The sequence below is a fragment of the Peribacillus sp. SIMBA_075 genome, from assembly GCF_046534585.1.
In genome coordinates, this window is record NZ_JAWRYN010000003.1 from 83112 (window position 1) to 105882 (window position 22771).

The following is a 22771-nucleotide window of genomic DNA, read 5'->3' on the forward strand; positions in this document are numbered from 1 at the left end:
CGCCTATATTTTTTCATCCACCATAATCCCGACAAACTCTGTCATTGCCGCATAGAAATCCAGTAACTTCTTAGGAGGGATCTCCCTGATCGTCCCATCCGTAACGTCATCCACAACCTTGACATAATACTCATTCAGCTCCTCATGATACTCAAAATGGATGGCCGTTTGTGTTGGATCCAGGAAGGTGTTCAAACTTTCCACTACTTCATTCACCTTTTCTTTAGCAGGCTCATTAATAGATTCCACACTTTGTTCTGAATAGGCAAGCGTATTCATTTCACGTTGATAATATGAACTAATTCCGTCTGAGATTGCTGTTCTAAGCTGTGAGGAAAGAATATTCGTGGACAAACTCTCCAGCATCTAAATAGCCCCCAATTTGATCTGTTTACTTTTTATATCGGTAATTAAGGTTTTATTTTTAGTCACTCATAGATTTTGGTTGCACCTGCAAATACTCATTAATGATCCTTTGCTATAAAAGAGATTCTACTAAAAAAACTCCAGAAAAATATTTGGGGTCTAGTTGATTTCCACTCCAGGCACTCGCTTTCCGCGGGCGGTCCGGGAGACTCCTCGGCGCTTTTTCGCCTGCGGGGTCTCCCTTTGACACGTATCTCCCGCAGGAGTCTCGTACCTTCCGTTCCAATCAACTTTGTTCTAATATTTAGATAGAAAGCCCTTTACCTACAATCTTGTTTAGGACTTCCCTTTTTATTCAAATAATCAGCGAACATACTAAAAATTGATATATCCCATCCAGCTTGTGATTGATAGCTGTGTTCACAGTCATTTCACCATACACATTACTGACATCTTCAGCTGTGTATTTTGCAGTGCCATCATACTCTATTAGGATTATAGCCATAAGGTTCCTTGGTGACATGAACGAATGGTCCCTTCCTTTTTAAGGGGCAGTAATCTCTTTTTTTCTACATCACAGTGTTCCTTACACCCTTCAATCAGTACAAATAAAAGAGCCTGACACGATGTGTCAGACCCTTTATTGTTAAGCTAACTATTCAATTACCGAAGTAACTGAAGAACGCCTTGCGGTTGCTGGTTAGCTTGAGCTAGCATTGCTTGTGATGCTTGCGCCAAGATAGAGTTTTTAGTTTGCTCCATCATTGTTTTTGCCATATCTGTATCACGTATACGTGATTCAGCAGCAGTCAGGTTTTCAGAAGAAGTACCTAAATTGTTGATAGTGTGCTCTAAACGGTTTTGGTTTGCACCTAGTTTAGAACGCTCTGCTGATACTGTATTAATTGCGTCATTAATTTTTGTAATTGCTGCAGCAGCACTAGCATGGGTTCCTACATTTAATGCTTGCTCAGTTGTTTCGTTATTAGTTCCGTCTGTTACTGCTAATCCTGCATTATCTGCTCCTTTAGTAGATATACCTAAAGCTTCTGCACTCATATTTCCAATATCAAGAGTCAAACTTTGTTTTTCATTAGCCCCAATTTGGAATTTAAGGCTCTTATCCGGGTCAGCAGGAACTGCGTCGACCTTTTCTGCACCCTTAGTAACTTCTGTTACAGTTCCAACGCCGTTACCAGTCAAGGCAGCAGAAGATTCTTTGTCAGCTTTTTGAGTTAAAGTAATTTTTCCTGTTCCAGCATCAACAGCTACAGAATAGTTATCTTTAAGTGCGGCATTACCTTCGATGGCAGCTTTTAATGTATCTGCATCACTGAATTTACCTGTAGCTGGATCCTCATCCCCGGCAGCTACAACTGTGAATGTTTGACCACCAATTTCAATTGTATCGTCTACAGTGGTGGAAATTGATCCAAAATCAAATGAATATTCTCCTGCAACTGCTGGTTTCCCTGCCACTGCTGCTCCATCTTTGTCGCCGTTTAATAGTTTTTGATTATTGAACTCAGTTGTGTTAGCGATACGGTTAATTTCAGATGTTAGGGAATTGATTTCTTTTTGGATTTCATTACGGTCTGTACCAGTATTGGTGTCTGTTGCTGCTTGTGTAGCAAGCTCACGCATACGTTGCAGAATATCAGTCGTTTCGTTTAATGCACCTTCTGCAGTTTGAATCAAAGAGATAGCATCTTGTGAGTTACGGGAAGCTTGGTCCAAACCGCGGATTTGTCCACGCATTTTTTCAGAGATTGCAAGACCGGCAGCGTCATCGCCTGCACGGTTGATACGCATACCTGATGCAAGTTTCTCCATTGATTTAGATTGTGCATTCGTTGCACTTGATAATTGACGGTGCGTGTTTAAAGCTGAGATATTGTGATTGATAATCATTTTATGTTTCCTCCTTGAGTTTTAAGTTCCCACGTCCATGTGGTTGTTTACGAAAGCAATGGTTAAGTCTATTTCACTGCTCATCGTTGTATATTTAATATCGGCCTGCTTGGAAACATATTTAGCGGGTTTTCAAGGTTTTTTCTTGAAATACTCATTTATATTTTCCAGAAGATTGGTTTTTATTTCAGAAGCTTCGCTATTTTCCTGCTGGATGGACAGGTAGATTTCCTTCCTATGGATATCGACGCTTTTAGGAGCATTGATACCCAGTTTAATTTGTTCTCCCTCAACAGCCAAAATCGTAATTTCGATATCATCGCCAATCATGATCGCTTCGTTTAGCTTTCTGGTCAATACGAGCATCATTCCTCCCCCTGTTCTGCTGGAGGTTCAATCAATCTGTGCTTTGTACGGTATTCACTGCCGTTCATGATAAATTGCTTTCCCGTTTTTTTAGAGGCATTTATGATGATGGGAGCCTGAAGATTCGCCGTCGTTTCACTGAAAGGGTCTTGAATCGTTAATATGACGAAAGTAATGACTTCCAGTTCCGTTTCTATTTGTAAAGAAGATAATACCTCATCCGGAAGCTCCACTTCGTAATCACGAAACACTTCAAAAGGATTTGTCACAATGAAGGCAACCTCTTTTGTTTTTACAGATTGCAGGACGAAAAAGGGCGTGTCATCCAGAGTTAGCAAACAAAACTGTTTTTCTTCTAGAAATCCTGGTATCCCGCTATCAAATCGATAAATCTCTTCTTCCACTAATTCGATTTCGCCATGAAATTTTGTTTGTAGAATCATCATTGTTTCACTCACCTATCTCATCCGGAAATAAATTGATGAAATCTATATCCAGCGCATTTTTTTGTAGAATTTCCACATCTGCACTCCCTGGTGTGTATGTATGGTTCGGTCTATTGATTCGAGCATCAATGATCGGTCTTTGAGCGGTTGCTTCAATCTCCACCTGGGCCGGCTGATAGTCAAGCTTCATGCTGAAATGAGAGGGAATCCACCCAAGATTGAATTGCTTCTCCGGCCCTTTGCTGTTTCGCCTGGCCTGTTCAGCGAGTGCATTACCGCCTTTTTCAATATGCCTTAGCTCCGTCCCCTGCTGAGCACGTCTTGCCATACCAGCCAGCCAATCTTGATATCCCTGCCGGGCAAATTCCTCCACTCGCTTTGAAAGGCTTTTTAAATCCATATCTCCCCTGGCTTGTGACTGGTCGATCGTCAGCTTGCCTGGGGCCGTTCGGATTTCCAGGATTGCTTGCGGCTGTTCGATAGATTGGTCCGCTGCCTTCTGTTCGATTTGCTGTACAGGCTGTTCTATATTCAATCCAATCTTCATTGAGGTGGATTGCAATCTAATTTGTGGAATCTGCATCATCAACACTCCTTAAGAGAAAAAAGCCATCCATTTAAGAATAGCTTAGCGAAGAAAATCCAATAAACTCGGTTGCATGATTTTTGCACCGATACTTAATGCAGCACTATGGATACTTTCCTGGGTCGTCAAATCCATGATTGCTTTTTCGATATCGACATCCTCATTTTTCGAAAGGATTTCAGTAGCAAAGACCTCCTGCTGTTTGAGGCGGTCCGTCATCAGCTCAATCCGATTCTGCCTTGCGCCAACCTGTGCTTGCATGCCTAAAAAAGTATCTATCGTTTCGTCAAGTCCTGCCAGCGTGCCACTCACGTCCCCACCGTTTTCAAGTGCGTCGATTGTTTGGTCAATGCTTCCCCCAGCGGCAAGCGCATCACCAAAAATCTTCGAACCGTCCGTATTGATTTTCAGGGAAATCCCGGAAAACACTTCAAGGTTTATGTCTCCTGTGCCATACACCGTATTCCCATTCCCATCTTTAACGGAAGACGGTCTCACATTTGTATCCTGGCCGTTGAAAATATACTTACCGCCTATCTGTGTGTCGCCAAGAGTTATGAGATGTTCTTTTAATTGCTTTATTTCCTCAGCAACATTTTTCAGTTGTTCGCCTTCATACGTACCATTGCTGGCCTGAACCGTCAGCTCACGTATCCGCTGCATGGCGGAAACAGCTTCAGAAATGGCATCATCCGTGCTGTCGATCCAATTTGTCGCCTCGGCGATGTTGCTCTGATACTGCCCTATTTGATTGAGGTTTGTCCGGTACCCCATTCCCATCATGGCAGCGACAGGGTTATCGGATGGTTTGGAGAATTTCTTTTGAGAGGAAACCTGCTCTTGCAGCTTGGCCATCTTCTCGTAATTGCTGCTTAAATTGCTTAACATATTATTGGTTAGCATCGATTGCGTTACCCGCATGTTCGTTCACTCCCATTATCGGCCTACAGTGCCCATTCCGTTTATGATTTTATCGAGCATTTCGTCCATCATCGTCATCATTCTTGCAGAAGCATTGTATGCTTGCTGGAATCTGATCATATCGGTCATCTCTTCATCCAAGGATACAGAACTGACAGAGTCTCTATTTTGGTTAACGGATGTAGCAAGCACGACAGAATTGGAAAGGTTCTTTTGGGCGCTTTGAGAATCCACACCCAGTTTTCCGATGATTCCGGAATAATATGTGTCGAAACTTCCCGTCAATTCCTTTGAATTTTGGTCTTTAGTCGAGTACTCACTAAACGCTTTCTTCTTCAGGTCAGCCAGGAGTTTGGCATTTTCATTATCCCCGGATGCCCCTCCGCTTTTAGCGCCTGCGGCAATTTTCGAGGGATCCTTTACGATTTCACTATTCACCTTGATGCTTTGGGCAGCGCTCTTACCTGGTTCTATTTCAAAGAAGTCCAATGTTGAAGCATCGCTATCACCTAGCGCATATCCTTGTTTGTGGATGGCATTAAACTCGTTCACAAAAGCCGTCGTCATATTATCCAGTTTTTTTAGCATATCAGGATACGCTCCCCCGATCGTACCATCATCCTTTTTATAACCAAAATTGTTGATCAAACCGGATAGTTCTCCCGAGAATTTGTAATCCGTCATTGTTTTTGAACCGAACTTCACTCCGTCTACCATACCTGTCGTTTTATCATAGCTAACTTCAACTTTCGAAGTTCCCACCATCCCAGTTTGGTTAACACTTACTAGATTGATAGGCGGCACATAAGACGAACCGTCTTCTTGCATCAATTCGATGTTGTATAGCCCTGCAGCTACATCGCTGGATCTTCCGTAATCCGTCGGAATGACGTTATTCACTTTTATGCTGACAAGCTGCGAAAGTTGGTCTACAAGTACATCACGTTTATCATAAAGGTCATTTGGAATATATCCATGCGGCTCCACTTTACTGATTTGTTGATTGAGTTGATCAATACTGCTAATGAGCGTATTGATTTCGTTCGCTTTGACGTTTATCTGATTACCGATATCCGTTTGAACGCTCGTTAGCGATTTGTAGTAGTAGTTAAGGGTATCCGCGACCATGACGCCCGTTGAGGCAACGACTTCACGGGCCCCGGAGTTTTCCGTATTGGCCGTCAGCCCTTGCAGCGAATTCCAGAACTTCTCCATCGTGGCAGCTAATCCGCTGTCGGTTGGTTCATTCATGATCCCTTCCATTTTAGACAATGATTCGCTCATGGCCCCATAAAAGCCGATTTTATTACTTTGTGTCCTGAATTGTGCGTCCAGGAAACTATCCCGGATCCGCTGAACCGTTTCTGCCGCCACCCCTGTCCCGATTTGTCCAGCTACGCGCGGGCTGTTCAATCCGACAGTTGGAAAGCCAGACGTCTGTACCAGGTTGACCCGCTGCCTTGAATATCCTAATGTATTGGCATTGGCCACATTATTCCCTGTCGTGTACAAGGCTCCTTGAGAGGTGGATAATCCGCGCTTTGCCGTCTCAAGACCCATAAAGGTTGAAATCATTTGCTCAAACCTCCATCTTTTTTCTGTTTCTTAAGCTTTTGAATCAAACATTGCCATGACGCTTTTTACCGGCTTTTTAACCGAATCCCCATAATTCAAGTTCTGATTCTGCGGCCTCAGCATATCCAAAGAGACATTGATGAATTGAAGGGATTGATAGATTAATTGCTGATTTAAACCGTTCCGCTCTTTCAGCTTAGTCACTTCATCAATCAATTCCGCTTTTAGCCGCTCAATGATTTCCGTTTCAACTGGTCCTGTCAGTTCCGTTACGGCATGGATGGAGGCCCTCTTTCCCACGGTTCCATTTACTGCAAGAAATTCCTTCACTGCCCCCTCTCTCTCCATATCGGTTTGACTGATTGCTTTAATATGCTTTTGTTCCTGAATCAGCAGGGCAGTAATTGCCTCGGTATCACTTGCTTTCAAAATGGCCGTTTTTCTTATCGCTAATTGATTGAAGCTTTTATGAAGCTTGTTCAATTTTTCAAGCGATTCGATGATGTTCCGTGCAGACATTTTGCTGCCTCCTCTGCTCATAAATGAAGGACGGAAAATAGTCCCGTCCACTTCATTCAAACTTTAGTTCATTTCCGGTAAAAATCGATGAGTCCCTTAGCCGTTGCTTGCGCATTCAATTTATAATTTCCGTTTTCAACTTGAATTTTCAGTTCGTCCACCTTTGCTTGTCTAGCAGCAGGAATCGGAGATGATTGCTGCATTTCTTTTGCCGCTGAAGAAATTTCAACTTTATCCGAGGCATTGACCTTAGATTCTTTGATATTCCCCGTTTTATTGGCTTGAAGATTATACGGGTTAACACCTGTCATACCGACGTTATTGATTTTCATATTCCAGATCCTCTCCTTCGGCCGATTTTTTAAATCCCATAACAATATGATTCTTCAACAGACCATGAGAAAGCTCTGGACTGTGTTATTCACCCTATTGTTATTATCGACAAAGAATCGATTTCTTTTATTGTTTCTGTAATCTTTCCTTCGACAACCATTGTCGAATATTGTTCTCAATATCGAATGTTTTCACAAATCATGCATGCTATTGCCATGATACCTACCCTTTTTGATTATCCTTCATGTAGTACGTATTTTTTTTATCATTTCCTTGAATTTCAGTTTGGCGCCTTTCCTCACTTTCAAATGCCTGCAAATCCGTAACGAGGGAATCACTGCACTTGCCGCATAACCTTCCGATCTTGATGTGAGTGCCGCACTTTTCACAAGGAATTCCTAGATTGGGAAACTGCGAAATCCTTAGCTTTCCTGTTTTCACAAATTTAATAATTAAAGTTTCTTCAACGCCTGTTTCCTTAACCACTTGCATCATGGACGCCGTTCTATTTATTTTCTTGCGGATATAGGCATACACTTTATCATATTGGGCTTCTTCTTCTTTATAACAGGCATCGCATAGATCACGGAATTTCGTCATAACGAATAACGAATTACAGTTTGGACAGTTGAATATTCCCATTGAGTTTCCCTCCCTCACCATCACAACGATTATTCTTATTACTGTATATATCGAATAATACCAGCGATACTTTAGGACGTTTATTAAAATTAGCTGTTTCACCTAGCCAGGGTGATGGATGATACCTCTCTGGCCCCAGCCGTTTTTAATGCCTTGGCTGCATGCCTGAGCGTTGTGCCTGTAGTGTAAATGTCATCGATGATCAAAATTGATTTATGCTCCAGCAAATCCGTTTGTATGACCTGAAAAACCTGGGGTAATGACATTCTCTCTTGACGTGACTTTTTTGACTGTTTTTCCGTATGGATCCTTGTTAAGATCTCGGCAGTGTGAAGTCCAAGAAGTACCGCCAAAGCCTGTCCTTGGTTGAATCCCCGCTCCCTAAGCCGTTCATCACTAAGCGGGATGGCCGTTACCAGGTCAAACTCCATGTCCTTTAACCTGTCTTTCAAAAAAGGGACGAATACCTCAGCTAATGCATAATCCCCTCGGTATTTATATTTAGCAATAATATCTTTTAAGTCTTCATTATAATGAAATAGCGATATGTTCTTCGACAAATAGCCGGACCATTCCCTATTCCTTTCCCATCTTAAACAATCAATACAGATGTCACCAGTACTGTAATTCCTGCCCAGCTCCCTTGAGCACATTGTACATGTTTCCCCGGTTATCCTATTAAGTTTCCCCTCACACTTTTCGCAAATTACCTTTGCCTCAGCCCTCACCAATAGGCTCCTCCATGTCAATGCTTCCTTCATTCCTTCATCACAAACTAGGCATCTCTTCATCCAGCAGCCCCCTTTTCATGGCATCCTTATTCATCATTTGTATATGGTGAACCGTCTCAACCATCGCTTTACTTTTACCGTAATGAAAAAAACTGATCGTCCCGGCAGGGTTAGCAAAGCTTCTCCCTACCCGGCCGGCAATCTGGACGAGGGCACTATCTGAAAACACTTTATGTTCAGCACCAATCACGGCTACTTCCAACCGTTCAATTGTCACGCCGCGTTCCAGGATGGTCGTGGTCAATAATCCAGGAACCATTCCATTCCTTAATGCCATTACTCTTTCTTTTCGGTCAGGGTGCCGTGAGTGGACAATCGATAATTTAGGGGACAGCATTTGAAACAGCGGAAGTGCCTGCTCCATCACTTGAATGCTTGGGAAAAACAATAGGAAGGGGATATTCTGCTCAAGTCGTTCACATACCCACCCTTTGATTGCGGGAGGAATCTTTTTTTGATGAAATTGTTTTTGCCAGTTACCGCTCCATTTCATTTCAGGGACAGGGATTGGCTGACGATGATAGCGGGCTGGGATTATAACGGCTTTCAATTTGCCGCTTCGATATAGTCGCTGCATTCGTTTCGAAGGTGTGGCGGTCAAGTAGATGGTTGCGGCAGAAAAATTTTTTGATTTATTAACTGCATAATGCAGCGAATCATCAATTGAGTAGGGAAACGCATCGACTTCATCAACAATGATGACATCGAAGGCTTCAATAAAACGGAATAGCTGATGGGTCGTAGAAACGGTTAGTGGCGAAAACGCATGTCGATCTGTACTGCCGGCGTAGAGCGCCGTGACTTCAATGGCAGGAAAGGCTTTTTTTAACCTTGGTGAGAGTTCGAGAACGACATCGGTCCGCGGTGTTGCCAAACAAATTCGTTTCCCAGCAAGCAAGGCTACCTCAATCGCTGCAAACAGGACCTCCGTCTTACCGGCACCACATACAGCCCAAACAAGGAATTCACCTTTTCCGTTTACCGCCTCGACGACACAGTCAGAAGCATATTGTTGACCTGCAGATAAAGTGCCTTCCCAACTCAGCACATTGTCAGGTATCTCAAACTGAAAACCCGGACCGGTCCACCTATATAACTTTGTACATTCACTGACTCTTCCCATCATGATGCATGAGCGGCAGTAAGTACAATCCTGATTGCAAATCTTGCATGGGAACGTATAAAACAAAGCTTGATCTTTGTTACCGCAGCGCAAACAGTTAAACAGGCCATTGCTTGACTGCACTCCGTAAGTTTCCGAGACATACCCATTCTTGAGATGCCCTGCGATGAGTTCCTGGGAGAAGGGGATTTCGAAGGCCAAAAGGTGCCTTCCCGTGAGATGGTGCTGAAGTTCCGGAGAAAAAAAGGGGGGAATGACCATATTTTCCAAACTGTAACCTTCTTTCTTAATAAACTATACTCCTCCATATCATTCGCCTTTTACTCTCAGATCCCTTTTTGCTCATAAAAAAAACGCCTTCCTCCTTTTCGAAGGAAAGACGTCCCAGCTTATATTTTATACCAGCCCATCCCCATCGAGCCTTCGCCCAGATGCGTTCCGATTACTGGACCGAAGTAGCTGATATCGAACTCGACATTAGGGAATCGTGCTTCGAGTTCGGTTTTCCAGTCTTTAGCTTCACTTTCTCGCTTTGCATGAATAATGACAGCTTTATACTTCTCTCCACTTGCCGCGTCTTCTCCAAGTAAATCGGCAATTCGTTTCATCGCTTTTTTTCTAGTACGGATTTTTTCAAATGGGACGATGATTTTATCAACAAAATGGAGGACCGGCTTTACTTGAAGCAGACTGCCAATCAATGCTTGGGCACTGCTTAAGCGTCCGCCGCGCTGTAGGTGGGATAGGTCATCTGCCATGAAGTATGCCCTGACCGATGGTTTCATTTCTTCGAGCCTGGCCATGATCTCTCCTGCAGCTTTACCATCAAGTGCCATCTTAGCCGCCTCGATCACGTAAAACCCCTGGACCATGCAGCTGACTTCCGAATCAAAGGCATGTACCCTAACCCCCTCGACCATTTCACCTGCCGATATCGCTCCTTGATACGTACCACTGATACCACTCGACAAATGAATCGAAATAACATCATCATATTCCCGTTGCAGCTCCTCGAACTTTTCGACAAACTGCCCGATTGGGGGCTGAGAAGTGGTCGGCAATTTCTCCTGCCTCTTTACTTCCTCATAAAACTCATCCGCAGCAATGTCCACTTCTTCCCGGTAAGCTTCATTGGAAAAAATGACATTAAGCGGCATCATATGTATATGTAAACGTTCACGAATTTCCTTAGGTATATATGCAGTGCTGTCTGTTACGACTGCGGTTTTCATAAATAATACCATCCTTATAAAAATTTGCTCTGTATCTTATTCACCATTCTATCTGAAATTGCCTTTATTTGCATTAAATAGCTTTCTTCATTACCGGAAATATGTAAAATTAGTCAAATCGAGCCACCAAAAAAAGCCCGGACCTTCAGCACGCATTGCGGAAACTGAAGAGCCGGACTTATCGAATACTTTAATTACTTCACTTCTACCCAGCCATTTTTAATGGCAAGGACAACCGCTTGTGTACGGTCATTCACATTCATCTTTTGAAGAATGTTACTCACATGGTTCTTGACTGTCTTTTCACTGATATATAGGGTTTCACCGATGGCACGGTTGCTTTTTCCGTCAGCTAGAAGTTGAAGTACTTCACATTCGCGTCGAGTCAATAGGTGCAGCGGCCTCCTGATTTCTATTGCATATACGGAATCACGATCAGCACCCTCTTCGGCTGCCAAGCGGCGATATTCTTTAACTAAATTATGGGTAACCTTCGGATGAAGGTATGAGCCGCCTTCAGCGACTACACGAACAGCATCAATCAACGCATCTGCGTCCATTTCCTTCAACAGGTAACCTTGTGCTCCCGTTTTCAATGCGTGCTGTACGTAGTTTTCATCATCATGAATGGAAAGGATGATTACTTTTGTTTCAGGGTAACGGTTCACGAGCATTTTTGTTGCTTCGACCCCATTCATATTCGGCATGTTGATATCCATGATAACAACATCCGGTTTATGTGTTTCAACGAGATCCATAGCTTCGCTTCCGTCATCGCCCTCGGCAACAACATCAAAGGATGATTCAAAATCTAATATACGCTTTACGCCTTCGCGGAAAAGCTGATGGTCATCGATAATGATGATACTAGTCTTCAACGGCTTCTTCCTCCTAGTTTCTATTCTAAAATTTATAAATGATAGGGAATCTGTATAAACACCAAAGTGCCCGCCCCTGGTTGTGAATCGATCGTCATTTCACCTTCGAGCAGCTCGACTCTCTCCCTCATGCCTACCAAGCCAAATGAACCTTCCTTTTGGATCGAAGAGTCAAACCCTTTTCCATCATCCTTGACGACGACGGTCACCATCTCTTTGGAAATGGACAGTTTAACTTGAACCTGTTTTGGCTCCGCGTGCTTCAATGAATTTTGTACAGCCTCCTGAACCAGCCTGAATAAAGCGACCTCCATATCGGAAGGAAGCCTTTTGACCTGCCCAAGGTTGACGAAATTCAAATGCACGCCAGTATTATAGTCTTCGGTCGTTTGCAGGTACTTTCTGAGGGTAGGTACAAGGCCTAGATCATCAAGTGCCATAGGGCGAAGATCATAGATGATTCTGCGCACTTCATATAAAGCATTCCTTACCATGACCTTTAAACTGCGGATTTCAACCAGCGCTTCATCAGGACCTCTCTCGCGTTGCACTCGTTCTATCAGATCAGAACGCATCATGACGTTCGCCAGCATTTGAGCCGGACCATCATGAATTTCACGTGAGAGCTTTTTACGTTCCTGCTCCTGGGCTTCGATTATTTTCAAGCCGAAGTCCTGTTTGCGTTTCGCTTCTTGGAGGGCTTCCCCTACAAATTTAAGATCCTGCATCAAATAATTCTGTACAACCGATATTTGCGAGACGAGATGCACCGCTTTATCGATCGTCTGCTGTAAACCTCTTAACCTTAATTCAAGTTCATCCCGGCGATTACGGAGCTCTTTCTCCAATTGCCTGTTTATTTGCAAATCGACTTGCAGCTTATGTGCCCTTTCATAAGCATCGCGTACCTGTTCTTCAGAAAAATGGTTGAAGTGCATACTGACTTCGGAAAGCCTTTTTCGAGCAAACCTGGCCTTTGAGTCCAGTGCATCGCTGTCGGTTATCACAATGGCGACCCTAATTTTCACATCTTCGAGCTCTTTTGTTAATGATTCAAAGTCGTTTCGGCATTGTTCGCCGATATCAAAGACTTCATCCTTACTTTCACTAACAGTGCTCACCATTGTTTCTAAGATCTTGTCCAATGCTTTAGCATCAACCTTTTTTATGGACATTAAGATCCCCTCCACTTAAATCAAAAGACTTAAACAATTTCTTGTCTTAAAGACTATGTATATGGAAAAAAGTTCTTTTTCCTTTTTCATGAATGGCTAATTTTCAGGAAACTTTTGTATAAAGTAACCTTCATGAACATATTGTACCAAAATAATAATAATAATACGTTATTTTCCTTATTTGATTTTCACAAAATGTGCAATAACTTTCCATCTCATATTATCGGCTATTAGGGATCATGTAATAGTCACCCATCAAAGGCAGAAAGCCATTTCTATTATCCCAATACAAATTATTCTTTTCTATCAAATGGGATATTCCGCTCCATTGATTATCATATGAAACAGATGCATTTAGTAAATGGCAAAATCCTTGAAATGAGAGGACACGTTAAGGACAAGGCAAGATAATGGCACAGAACTCATGTTTTTCCTACATTGTTATTCTTTTAAGCATATATGATCAGCTAATAATAATAGCAGGCAATAGAATTAATTATAACACGTACAGCTTTTTCTTATATTAAAGTTTCTTTACACATGACGGCATGAAATAGAATCGTCATTGCCACTTTTTCCGCAAAGCCTTATAATGAATCAACTAATAGGAAGTACGAAGGTGGAATAATATGCTCACTCAATATTTAACGGTGACAGGACGCGGCGAACATGAAATCGTCATTGAAAAATCCCGTTTTATTTCCCACATCGCCAGGGTCGAAACCGAAGAAGCCGCACAGGCCTTTATCCAGGAAATCAAGAAAAAGCATAAAGATGCAACACATAATTGTTCAGCCTATATGATAGGGGAACAAAATCAAATCCAAAAAGCCCTTGACGATGGAGAACCTAGCGGTACAGCAGGCGTCCCTATCCTTGAAGTTCTAAAGAAAAAAGAACTGAAAGACACCGCCGTTGTCGTCACACGGTATTTTGGTGGCATTAAACTTGGTGCAGGAGGTCTCATTCGCGCTTACAGTAAAGCGACTTCAGAAGGAATAAATGCCACTGGTGTAGTCATTAGAAACTTAATGCGGGTCATTTCGACAACCGTCGACTATACCTGGCTTGGAAAATTGGAAAATGAACTGCGATCTTCGATTTATCAAATAAAGGAAATCAAGTACCTTGAACAGGTCGATATCCAAGTATATGTTGAAGAAAAACAAAAAGAGGCATATACCGCCTGGATGACAGAGCTGACAAATGGTCAAGGCCAAATCACAGAAGGCGAAATGCTTTATTTGGAACAGGAATTCGCTTGATTTTCTCCTGCATATTTTTCCTTTTTTTTGCTGTAATATAATTGAAAAGAAATATATATTTTACGAAGTTATTAAATCATTGTAAAATTAAGATTAATATATGACGAAATATATTGTAGGATTCGAAAAATGGCGATTTATGTCTGATGTTCGCTATTTAAAAGGAGAAGAAAAAGATGTCTACTACTAGGCGTGTCTATAAAGTTAAAAAAACAAAGAAAAAAAGGCGGAAGAGGCTTTGGTTATTGCTTGTTCCCCTACTGGTACTTGGTCTAGGGGCCACTACGTATGCTGCAACTATATATTTGAAAGCCCAGGATGTTTTCAAGAATTCCTATGACCCGGTTGAAGCTTCAGCCAAGCGGAGTGAAGCGGTAGATCCCCTTAAAGATAATTTCTCGATTCTTTTCATAGGGATCGATGATAGTGATAAACGTGACTATAAAGGACACTCACGTTCTGATGCTTTAATCTTGGCCACATTCAATAAAGATCAGAAATCCATTAAACTTTTAAGCATCCCCCGTGATTCTTATGTGTACGTTCCAGCCAAAGGCGTAACCACGAAAATCAACGCGGCCCATGCTGCAGGTGGACCAAAAGCAACGATGGACACAGTTGAGGAGCTACTCGATATCCCTGTCGATTATTATGTCCGCATGAATTTCAATGCTTTCATCGATGTCGTAGATTCATTGGATGGAATCAAAGTCGACGTACCTTATGAAATAAATGAACTGGATTCACATGACAAGAAGAATGGCATCCATCTTGAAAAAGGATTACAGACCGTTGATGGTGAAGAGGCATTAGCCTTTGCAAGGACACGTAAAAAGGACAGTGATATCCAACGTGGTGAGCGTCAACAGGAAGTCCTTAAAGCCATCGTCGCTAAAGCAACTTCTGCTGGGTCCCTAACGAAATATACAGACGTAATGGAAGCTGTCGGTGACAATATGACGACGAACCTACAATTCTCACAAATTAAGGGTTTCATAAAATATGTGACTACCGATAAGGGTCTTAACCTTGAAACCATCAAACTTGAAGGTCAGGATTCTTACATTAACGGAACCTATTATTATCAACTAAACGATACATCAGTAGCGAACGCTAGGCAGACTCTTCGATCCCACCTGAACCTGGGGCCAAAAGAAGGCAATCAAACTGAGGCCGTTCAATCACAAACACAAGAATAAAGTGAAACCCCCACTCTTCATGTAGTGGGGGTTTCCTTTTTTCATGAATCATCCGGCTCACTTCTGAAATTCTTACCCCACTTCCAAGTCAGGGATAACCGATAGAAGAAAAAAGCCTCCAACCGTTTATAGTAACGTTTGGAGGCTTTTCATCTATTCAAATCTATTAATCTATTTGCAAAGCATTATGGCTTGTTTTTAAAGTTGAGCATCTTCAGCAATGGTTGATAGTTTGAATTGACCAAACCGATTTTCTCCACAAATATCTCTATGATCAGCAGGAGTCCGGTTACAAGGATCAAAGCTCCCCACATCGTTGCAAATGAAAAGATTATCGCCGCTAAGCCGAAGCAAGCAGCTAAAGCGTAAATGAGCAAAACAGTCTGCTTATGAGTGAATCCCAAGTTTATCAAACAGTGATGCAAATGGGATTTATCAGCAGCCGAAATCGGCTGTTTATTGACGACCCTGCGGATAATCGCGAAAAATGTATCCGAAATGGGAACACCCAAGATGATGATCGGTACGATCAAGGAAATCATCGTAACGTTTTTAAATCCTAGCAGGGACAGGACAGCAATGATGTAACCTAAGAATAAGGCACCTGTATCTCCCATGAAAATCTTTGCCGGATGAAAGTTATATTTCAAAAAGCCAAGAGTGCTTCCAATCACAATCAATGCGACCATGGCAACGAATAGATCCCCTTTAATAAGGGCCATTGTTGCAATTGTCACTAATGCAATTGTCGAGACACCGCCTGCTAGACCATCCAGTCCGTCTATCAGGTTGATTGCATTAATGATGCTGACAATCCACAAAATGGTGATCGGTATACTTAAAACACCAAATTCAAGTGTATCGGTAATGAACGGCAAATTGATGAATTCCACTTGAAGACCGCCCCATAATACGATAATGAGGGCAGCCAAAATCTGGCCAAGGAATTTGGGTGCAGCTCTTAATTCATATATATCATCAGCCATTCCAATTAATATGATGACAAGAGCACCTACCAGAAGAGGCAATTGCTCCCACAAGTCATTCGTAAAAATTAAGAATGTAATGGAAAAACTCAAAAATATAGCTAAACCGCCCATGCGCGGCATAATTTTACTATGCACTTTTCGCTCACTCGGTTTATCGGTAGCTCCTAATTTAAAGGCCAACTTTCCGACAAAAGGAGTCAAAAAAATGGATAATAAAAAGGCTACCAACAAGGCCCCTATTAACATCAAGAACCACCTCAATTCAACTAAAAATCTAATACCCGTAACGATCTATAAGAAAACCTATATATAAATGCTTATTTTAATTTTTCATCCTCAAATAAACATTATATACGTTTTTGGCTAAAATCTCTATAGAAAAGTTGTTTTTTGCAAATTTTTGTAAATCCGACCCTATCTTTGTCAGGTCCCCGGATTTTTTTAATTCTAAAGCATTGCAGATCGCCAAGTTCAGTTGATCGACATTTCCTATATCTGTAATCCAGCCCTTTCCCCCATCCGGAATCAATTCCTTTACACCGCCAACATCACTAGTGATAGCCGGAAGACCGGACCTTGCTCCTTCAAGTAAAACCAGTGGAAAGCTTTCGCTTAAGGAAGTCAATAACGTGACGTCCCCCATTGGGTAGATTCTTTCTAAATCTTCACGATACCCCAAAAAGAACACGTGATCGGATAATCCCTTTTCCGAGACCATCTCTTCCAAAGCAGTTCTCCTGCTCCCGTCCCCTAAAAGCAACAGTTTTACATGGGGGAATTTCGATACCACTTCACTTAATGCCGCTAAGGCAAATTCGTGACCTTTCACCGGTTCAAGCCTTGCAGGCATGATGATGATGAAATCATCTGCCCTAAACCCAAAATCATCTCTTTGGAAGGGGAAAGGCAATTCCTTTTCAAAGTCGATTCCATTTAGGATTTTTGTTATTTTGGACGAGTCGATTCCTTGGTCAATCAAGCCTTGCTTAAAGCGATCGGAAACTGCCAGTATATGATCTGCATATTTAAATGACCTTACATGAAGTCCCGTAAACAATTTTCCTTTTACACCCTGACCCAAAAAGTCATGATGAGGTGAACTGTGAACAGTAAGGAGCCAAGGGCGTTTAATGAAGCGCTTTAAAAAGGCACCATATATATTCGCCCGCGGTCCATGGGTATGGATGATGTCTATATTATTAAGACGGATAAAGTCCCGTAAAGGTTTCAAAATTGAAAGGTCAAATTTGGAATGTTGCTTGAAAAGTTCGGTTTGTATCCCGGAAGACATGGCCCGCCGGTAAAGTTCACCATCTTCAAATACACCAAGCAAGCACTCCTCTTTATTCAATTGGTTCAGTAAGGACATAATATGAAACATACCGCCGCCAGTTTCATTGCCAGCGTTTAAGTGCAAGACTCTCATCCATTCCACTCCTTATGTTCAGGAACGCTGGACCGTTTTCCTTAACCGTCTAACCTTGAAAACGAATCTTGGCAAAGCAAGCATCCGTTTCCACCGTGAAGGTTGCTGGATCAGTCGGTACAACCATTCAAGACGCATCTTCTGCCAGAAAACCGGGGCGCGGTTCACCTTTCCTGCAAGAACATCAAAGCTTCCCCCAACTCCCATGAAGATTCCTTTTTTAAATAACGGATAATGCCTGGAAACCCATTTTTCCTGTCTAGGAAACCCTAATGCAGTCAAAATGATGTCAGGTTCAAGTTCCGCTATGGACTTGGCCAGGCTATCGTCCTTAATATCGATATAACCATGGTTGTATCCCACCAACTCGAGGCCAGGGTATAGCTCTTTTGCTTTAAGGGCCGCTGTTTCAATAACCTGTTCCTCCGCTCCGAGCAGATATACCTTCAGCGCTTTTTCATCAGCGACCCGAAATAATTCATTCATCAAGTCGAATCCTGTAATCCGCTCTTGTAAAGGTTGATTTAGCCATTTAGAGGCCATAATAATACCAATGCCATCCGGAGTGATGTAATCAGCCGATAGAATGATGTCCTTATAATCCTGATGTTCATTTGCATACTCAACTATTTCTGGATTTGCCGTAACGACAAACGTTTTTTCCTGATTCATTAATCTTGGATAGATCATTCCATTCATGAATTCATCCATATTGCTATCGATGAATGGTATGGATAGTATCTCAACAAACTTTTCTGTCATTTCACTTCAGCCTTTCATATGTACTATACATCTAAAGGGTGGGGTATTATTCAAGAAATTTTTTCATACACATCAAAGAACGTGATTTTCGATTCAAAGGTGGTTAATCAATTGAAATTTATAGAAAAACAATCGTTATTCATTCTAATCATGTGCCTGCTCGTCCCATTAGCAGTGCCTCACCCTATCACCGGTTACATGGCAACGGTGTTAATGCTCGTTTTTATCGGTATAAATAAAAAAAACCTGTTATTAATTCTATTCATTTACTTCCCTGCCCGTCCCTTATTGATGGAACTGAATAGCGGCTTAACCTATACAGGTGATCTGATCATCCTCACCTTATTCATTTCTTTGCTTATGGAAAATTTCAAGAAATACGAATGGCAAATTTCTAAATATCATTTTACTGTGCCATTTTGGTTGTTTTGTTTTGTGGGTGCAGTAGCTGGACTCCTAAACGGAGTGGGTATCTTCCCCATCCTATTCGAACTCCGGGCATTGCTTGTTACATTCTTACTTCTTTACATTATCGGTGAATTAAATCTAGAAAGAAAGGATATCTTTCGCTTTTTGAAGGTAATCCTAATATTTACAATTTTTCTTTGCCTGCATGGCATATTGGAGAAAATCTTTTCACGTACGATCTTGCTGCCCCATGAATGGGAAATGTGGAATCTTTCTCCAACTAACCGGATGAGGATTTATGGAGCACCTGCCAACCCTAATGTATTTGCCTTATTCTTAAGCATTCAGTTATTCCTTAGTTTCTTTCTATTTCAGTCACTGAAAAAATATAAACCCTTCGTCTTTCTAGCGTCCATCTTACTTTCTGGTACGTTACTGCTCACCTATTCACGGGGTACGATGATTGCATTCGGCTTCGCGGCGCTCGTGTTTATAATTTGGACTAGAAATAAATCATTTCTCAAATATGCTGTAGGCGCATTCGGTCTCGGCCTGCTTCTGATTTATTACCCTGTTCTATTCGCTTCAAGTAAAGTGGAGGTATCCGCATCGGTTCCCATGGAAAATATGGCAATTGGCAGCACTCCCACTTCAGAACACGAACATGCCCTTTCCAATCGATTTTCTGAAATGTTCTCTAATACGACTCTTCACCAAAGTACAGAATGGGGCCGATTATATGTCCTAATCAAGGGACTTGAAATTTTCAAAGATCATCCCATAATGGGCACAGGGCTAGCAACCTTCGGAGATTCTGCCACCCTTTCCTTTTCCTCACCAATCTATCAGGAATACAAAATTGGTGAAAGGATGTATACCGATAATCAATATATCCAAATTCTTGTTCAAACTGGGGTGCTGGGTTTTCTCGCGGTACTTGCATTCATTCTTTTTACCTACCGTAAAATCATTAAATCGAGAAATGGCACTTTAACGGTATTTACTATCTGCCTGATGTTAGCAGCATTGCTAGCAGGACTTTTTTACAATATTCTAGAAGATAAAACGTTTACACTATTTTTTTATAGTTGTTTAGGTTTCTGTTTACAAAAGGATATCACTTTAAAGGATTGAAAATATGCCTACTCTTTCACATGTAATTAAATCGGTCGGGCTCGTCACTATTATTGCAGCCATTGGAAAAGTCCTCGGATTCGGGCGGGAATCGATCATTGCCGCCTATTTCGGTGCATCGTCAATGGCAGATGTTTTTTTCGTGGCAAGCCTCATACCAACCATTTTATTTACGGCCCTCGGCAGCGGTCTTCAGGCAGGCGTCATTCCCATTTACTTGGAAAAGAAGGCGAATAACCCTTTGAAAGCTGATGAATTCATCAGTGTTTTAGGTTCCTTCTTTATGTTGATAGCCGGATTAATGACCATTGCCTGCATGATTTTCACAAAGCCGCTCGTCATAATGGTAGCCCCCGGTTTCTCTGATTCGGAACTTGCTCTGACGGAGTCCCTGACCCGGATCATGCTGCCAAGTTTACTATTTTTCACACTTTCATACATGGCGACGGGAGTCCTGAATGCGAATAAGCGTTTTATTCTTCCAGCACTCACTTCGACTGCACAAAACACGGTCATTATAGCAGCCACCGTTTTGTTCGCTGCTCCCTTTGGGGTTGAAGGGCTGGCTTGGGGATTTGTGTTCGGTGCGGCCAGTCAGTTCCTGATTCAATACCCATCATTAAAGAGATTCGGAATCCGGCCCATCGTCTCTTTCCTGCCTCATAAAAGGCAGATCGTTCAAACACTGTACACCTTTTACCCGATTATCATCGCCGCTTTGGCGATCCAATTGAATAGTGTCGTCGATCGGATCATTGCCACCTCGCTCGAAACCGGAAGCGTATCAGCTCTGAACTATGCGAATCGGCTGCTGTGGCTGCCATTAAGCATTGTCCTCACGCCGTTGATTACCGTATTGTATCCTACAATCGTCGAGCGGGCACTTATAGGCTATCAATCTTTCCTTAATTTGACCTTAAAAGGTCTGAAGTCACTTTTATTTTTAGCCATTCCTTTCATGATCGTCATGTTAATCAGCGGAAACAGCTTAATCACTCTGGCTTTCCAACGCGGGGCTTTCGATGCTTCAGCCACCGAAACGACCTATAATGCATTTACCTTTTATTCAGCTTCCCTCCCATTCTTTGCATTAAGGGATTATTTGATGAACGCCTTCTATGCCTTAAAGAAAACAAAAGTGGCCATGTATTCCTGCCTGTTCGCCGTATTGCTTAATGTCCTGCTCAGCTGGTTCCTATCACGTTATCTTGGTGTCGGCGGAATTGCCTTAGCCACAGGGATATCCATGCTCCTGCAATCTCTCTACCTATTCGGCTTCCTATGGTTAAAGACAGAAAGAACGGACAAGGCCGCTTTCAGGGATGTTTTTCAGGAAAGCGGCAAGCTGATCATCATCGGAACCATCATATTCGGACTTGCGCTCTGGGTCCATCCGCTTACCGAAACGTTCCCCATCATTATGGAATTAGTGATCATATCGCTTTTGGTATTCGGATTATATTTCGCATTAGCCATGCTTTTTAAAGTAAGCAGCCTGCAAGTAATGAAAAGGATAAGATCAAAGTAATAAATTAGAAGAAGGAGTGCCATTATGAACATATTAATCACGACGATTTTCAACTACCCTCATGAAGGAGGGCTATCAAGTCATATCACTACGTTAAAAAAGGGGTTAATGTCACGGGGCCATAATGTGGACATATTATCTTTCTCTCAATTGCCCCCTTTCAAGAGGAAGATGCTCGCCCAGGCTCCCGGTTTTTTATTGAATAAAGTAAAACAAGGGAGCGGTCAGCTTTTCAATGACAAACAGCGCCAAAAATTATTGGCTTCATCTATTAAAAGCTTGAAAAAAAACTATGATGTCATTAATGCCCAAGACATTTTCGCAACGCTTGCTTCCATTGAATCCGGGATTCCAACGGTACAAACTGTCCATGGGTATTATTCATTCGAAGCAGTCAGCAGGGGCGCCCTCCTTCCGGACAGTGAAGAAGATTTAATCATTCGGGAGCTTGAAAGAAAAGCCTATCAGTCTGCTGCAAAAGTTGTGACGGTCGATCAAAGGATCAAAGACTATATAAATCATTTGGCACATATAGAGGCGGAAACGATCAAGAACTTCATTGACGTGTCAGCTTTCAAACGGGAAACGGAAAAGCGGAAGCAAACCCGTCAGGATTTTCAAATCCCCCTACATAAAAAGATGCTTTTCGTCCCTAGAAGAATGACGGAAAAGAACGGTGTCATCTACCCGCTCCTTGCTCTGCCGGAGGTGCTGGAAAACCATCCTGAAACGGTATTGGTCTATGCGGGTACAGGAGAACAGCGAACCCGGCTTGAGGAAGCGGCAGCACGGCTCAAATTATCCGATTCCGTACTTTTCTTAGGTTCAGTGCCTTTCGAGAAAATGCATAGCCTCTATGAAGCATCGGATATCGTACTCATCCCAAGTGTTCATTCCCACGGGGTGGAAGAGGCGACTTCCATATCTGCATTAGAAGCGATGAGTTGCCGCTCACCCGTCATTGCAAGTGCAATCGGAGGTTTAAAGGAGATTCTCATTGATGGTGAAGATGGTCTGTTAGTTGAGGAAAAAAATATAGAAGCACTTGCACAAGCGATCTCTATTCTGCTTAATGACACTAAATATGCAACAATGTTAGCTACGAAAGCAAGATATAAAATGGAAAGCGAATACTCCCACCTTACAGCTGCCGAGCGGTTTGAGAAAACTTATGATGAAGTGCTTAACTAAAAAAA

The 22771-nt window shown here is 42.2% G+C and carries 23 protein-coding genes; 5 read left to right on the forward strand and 18 right to left on the reverse strand.

Features of this window, described 5'->3' with window-relative positions; translation table 11 throughout:
* Window positions 1–3: 3 nt before the first annotated feature.
* The 15 genes from flaG to SB775_RS03825 all read right to left on the reverse strand — a co-directional run bounded on the left by flaG (window position 4) and on the right by SB775_RS03825 (window position 12864).
* Window positions 4–366 (reverse strand): flagellar protein FlaG, encoded by a 363-nt coding sequence (gene flaG / locus SB775_RS03755; protein ID WP_410860564.1) that lies wholly within the window; start codon window positions 364–366, stop codon window positions 4–6.
* A gap of 663 nt (window positions 367–1029) precedes the next feature.
* Window positions 1030–2277, reverse strand: a complete 1248-nt coding sequence (locus tag SB775_RS03760; protein ID WP_318684160.1) for a flagellin N-terminal helical domain-containing protein — start codon at window positions 2275–2277, stop codon at window positions 1030–1032.
* A 132-nt stretch (window positions 2278–2409) separates the two neighbouring features.
* Window positions 2410–2643 (reverse strand): carbon storage regulator CsrA, encoded by a 234-nt coding sequence (gene csrA, locus SB775_RS03765; RefSeq protein ID WP_410860565.1) that lies wholly within the window; start codon window positions 2641–2643, stop codon window positions 2410–2412.
* The gene (gene fliW, locus SB775_RS03770; protein ID WP_089362103.1) at window positions 2643–3086 is read right to left on the reverse strand and encodes a flagellar assembly protein FliW; all 444 of its coding nucleotides are present in this window, start codon (window positions 3084–3086) and stop codon (window positions 2643–2645) included. The genes csrA and fliW overlap by 1 nt, the downstream gene beginning before the upstream one ends.
* A gap of 7 nt (window positions 3087–3093) precedes the next feature.
* Window positions 3094–3672: a DUF6470 family protein gene (locus tag SB775_RS03775; protein WP_410860567.1), complete on the reverse strand. Its 579-nt coding sequence runs from the start codon at window positions 3670–3672 to the stop codon at window positions 3094–3096.
* Between the two features lie 45 nt (window positions 3673–3717).
* Window positions 3718–4596, reverse strand: a complete 879-nt coding sequence (gene flgL / locus SB775_RS03780; protein ID WP_410860568.1) for a flagellar hook-associated protein FlgL — start codon at window positions 4594–4596, stop codon at window positions 3718–3720.
* 15 nt (window positions 4597–4611) lie between these two features.
* Window positions 4612–6171: a flagellar hook-associated protein FlgK gene (flgK, locus tag SB775_RS03785; RefSeq protein ID WP_377380896.1), complete on the reverse strand. Its 1560-nt coding sequence runs from the start codon at window positions 6169–6171 to the stop codon at window positions 4612–4614.
* A 30-nt stretch (window positions 6172–6201) separates the two neighbouring features.
* Window positions 6202–6690: a flagellar protein FlgN gene (locus SB775_RS03790; protein ID WP_410860569.1), complete on the reverse strand. Its 489-nt coding sequence runs from the start codon at window positions 6688–6690 to the stop codon at window positions 6202–6204.
* Between the two features lie 68 nt (window positions 6691–6758).
* Window positions 6759–7022: a flagellar biosynthesis anti-sigma factor FlgM gene (gene flgM, locus SB775_RS03795; RefSeq protein WP_410860570.1), complete on the reverse strand. Its 264-nt coding sequence runs from the start codon at window positions 7020–7022 to the stop codon at window positions 6759–6761.
* A gap of 223 nt (window positions 7023–7245) precedes the next feature.
* Window positions 7246–7665 (reverse strand): TIGR03826 family flagellar region protein, encoded by a 420-nt coding sequence (locus tag SB775_RS03800; RefSeq protein WP_410860571.1) that lies wholly within the window; start codon window positions 7663–7665, stop codon window positions 7246–7248.
* A 98-nt stretch (window positions 7666–7763) separates the two neighbouring features.
* Complete coding sequence (locus tag SB775_RS03805; protein ID WP_410860572.1) at window positions 7764–8456, reverse strand: ComFC family protein; 693 nt, start codon at window positions 8454–8456, stop codon at window positions 7764–7766.
* On the reverse strand, window positions 8434–9840 hold the full coding sequence (locus SB775_RS03810) for an ATP-dependent helicase ComFA (RefSeq protein ID WP_410860688.1): 1407 nt from the start codon (window positions 9838–9840) through the stop codon (window positions 8434–8436). Before SB775_RS03810 ends, SB775_RS03805 begins: the two co-directional genes overlap by 23 nt.
* Before the next feature lie 128 nt (window positions 9841–9968).
* Window positions 9969–10811: a DegV family protein gene (locus tag SB775_RS03815; RefSeq protein WP_410860573.1), complete on the reverse strand. Its 843-nt coding sequence runs from the start codon at window positions 10809–10811 to the stop codon at window positions 9969–9971.
* 194 nt (window positions 10812–11005) lie between these two features.
* Complete coding sequence (locus SB775_RS03820) at window positions 11006–11689, reverse strand: response regulator (RefSeq protein ID WP_410860574.1); 684 nt, start codon at window positions 11687–11689, stop codon at window positions 11006–11008.
* 32 nt (window positions 11690–11721) lie between these two features.
* Window positions 11722–12864 carry a sensor histidine kinase gene (locus tag SB775_RS03825; RefSeq protein WP_410860575.1) on the reverse strand — a complete coding sequence of 381 codons (1143 nt, stop codon included), beginning with the start codon at window positions 12862–12864 and terminating at the stop codon, window positions 11722–11724.
* 629 nt (window positions 12865–13493) lie between these two features.
* Here SB775_RS03825 and SB775_RS03830 point away from each other — a divergent pair.
* Together SB775_RS03830 and SB775_RS03835 are read left to right on the forward strand one after the other, a co-directional pair.
* Window positions 13494–14129, forward strand: a complete 636-nt coding sequence (locus SB775_RS03830) for a YigZ family protein (RefSeq protein ID WP_061465608.1) — start codon at window positions 13494–13496, stop codon at window positions 14127–14129.
* A gap of 176 nt (window positions 14130–14305) precedes the next feature.
* Window positions 14306–15328, forward strand: a complete 1023-nt coding sequence (locus SB775_RS03835; protein WP_318684146.1) for an LCP family protein — start codon at window positions 14306–14308, stop codon at window positions 15326–15328.
* Between the two features lie 185 nt (window positions 15329–15513).
* On the opposite strand, the gene SB775_RS03840 is transcribed toward SB775_RS03835, so the two are convergent.
* The 3 genes from SB775_RS03840 to SB775_RS03850 form a co-directional block, all read right to left on the reverse strand.
* On the reverse strand, window positions 15514–16563 hold the full coding sequence (locus SB775_RS03840) for a glycosyltransferase family 4 protein (RefSeq protein WP_089361979.1): 1050 nt from the start codon (window positions 16561–16563) through the stop codon (window positions 15514–15516).
* Window positions 16564–16639: 76 nt separating this feature from the next.
* Window positions 16640–17743, reverse strand: coding sequence for a glycosyltransferase family 4 protein (locus SB775_RS03845; RefSeq protein ID WP_410860576.1), 1104 nt, complete (start codon window positions 17741–17743; stop codon window positions 16640–16642).
* 18 nt (window positions 17744–17761) lie between these two features.
* Window positions 17762–18505 (reverse strand): WecB/TagA/CpsF family glycosyltransferase, encoded by a 744-nt coding sequence (locus SB775_RS03850; RefSeq protein ID WP_089361981.1) that lies wholly within the window; start codon window positions 18503–18505, stop codon window positions 17762–17764.
* A 111-nt stretch (window positions 18506–18616) separates the two neighbouring features.
* On the opposite strand from SB775_RS03850, the gene SB775_RS03855 reads away from it, so the two are divergent.
* From SB775_RS03855 to SB775_RS03865, 3 genes are read left to right on the forward strand one after another with little or no spacing between them, the layout of a single operon-like run.
* Window positions 18617–20047 carry an O-antigen ligase family protein gene (locus tag SB775_RS03855; protein ID WP_410860578.1) on the forward strand — a complete coding sequence of 477 codons (1431 nt, stop codon included), beginning with the start codon at window positions 18617–18619 and terminating at the stop codon, window positions 20045–20047.
* Window positions 20048–20051: 4 nt separating this feature from the next.
* Window positions 20052–21575: a murein biosynthesis integral membrane protein MurJ gene (gene murJ / locus SB775_RS03860; protein WP_410860579.1), complete on the forward strand. Its 1524-nt coding sequence runs from the start codon at window positions 20052–20054 to the stop codon at window positions 21573–21575.
* 24 nt (window positions 21576–21599) lie between these two features.
* Window positions 21600–22766: a glycosyltransferase family 4 protein gene (locus SB775_RS03865; protein WP_410860580.1), complete on the forward strand. Its 1167-nt coding sequence runs from the start codon at window positions 21600–21602 to the stop codon at window positions 22764–22766.
* The last annotated feature ends 5 nt before the right edge of the window (window positions 22767–22771 follow it).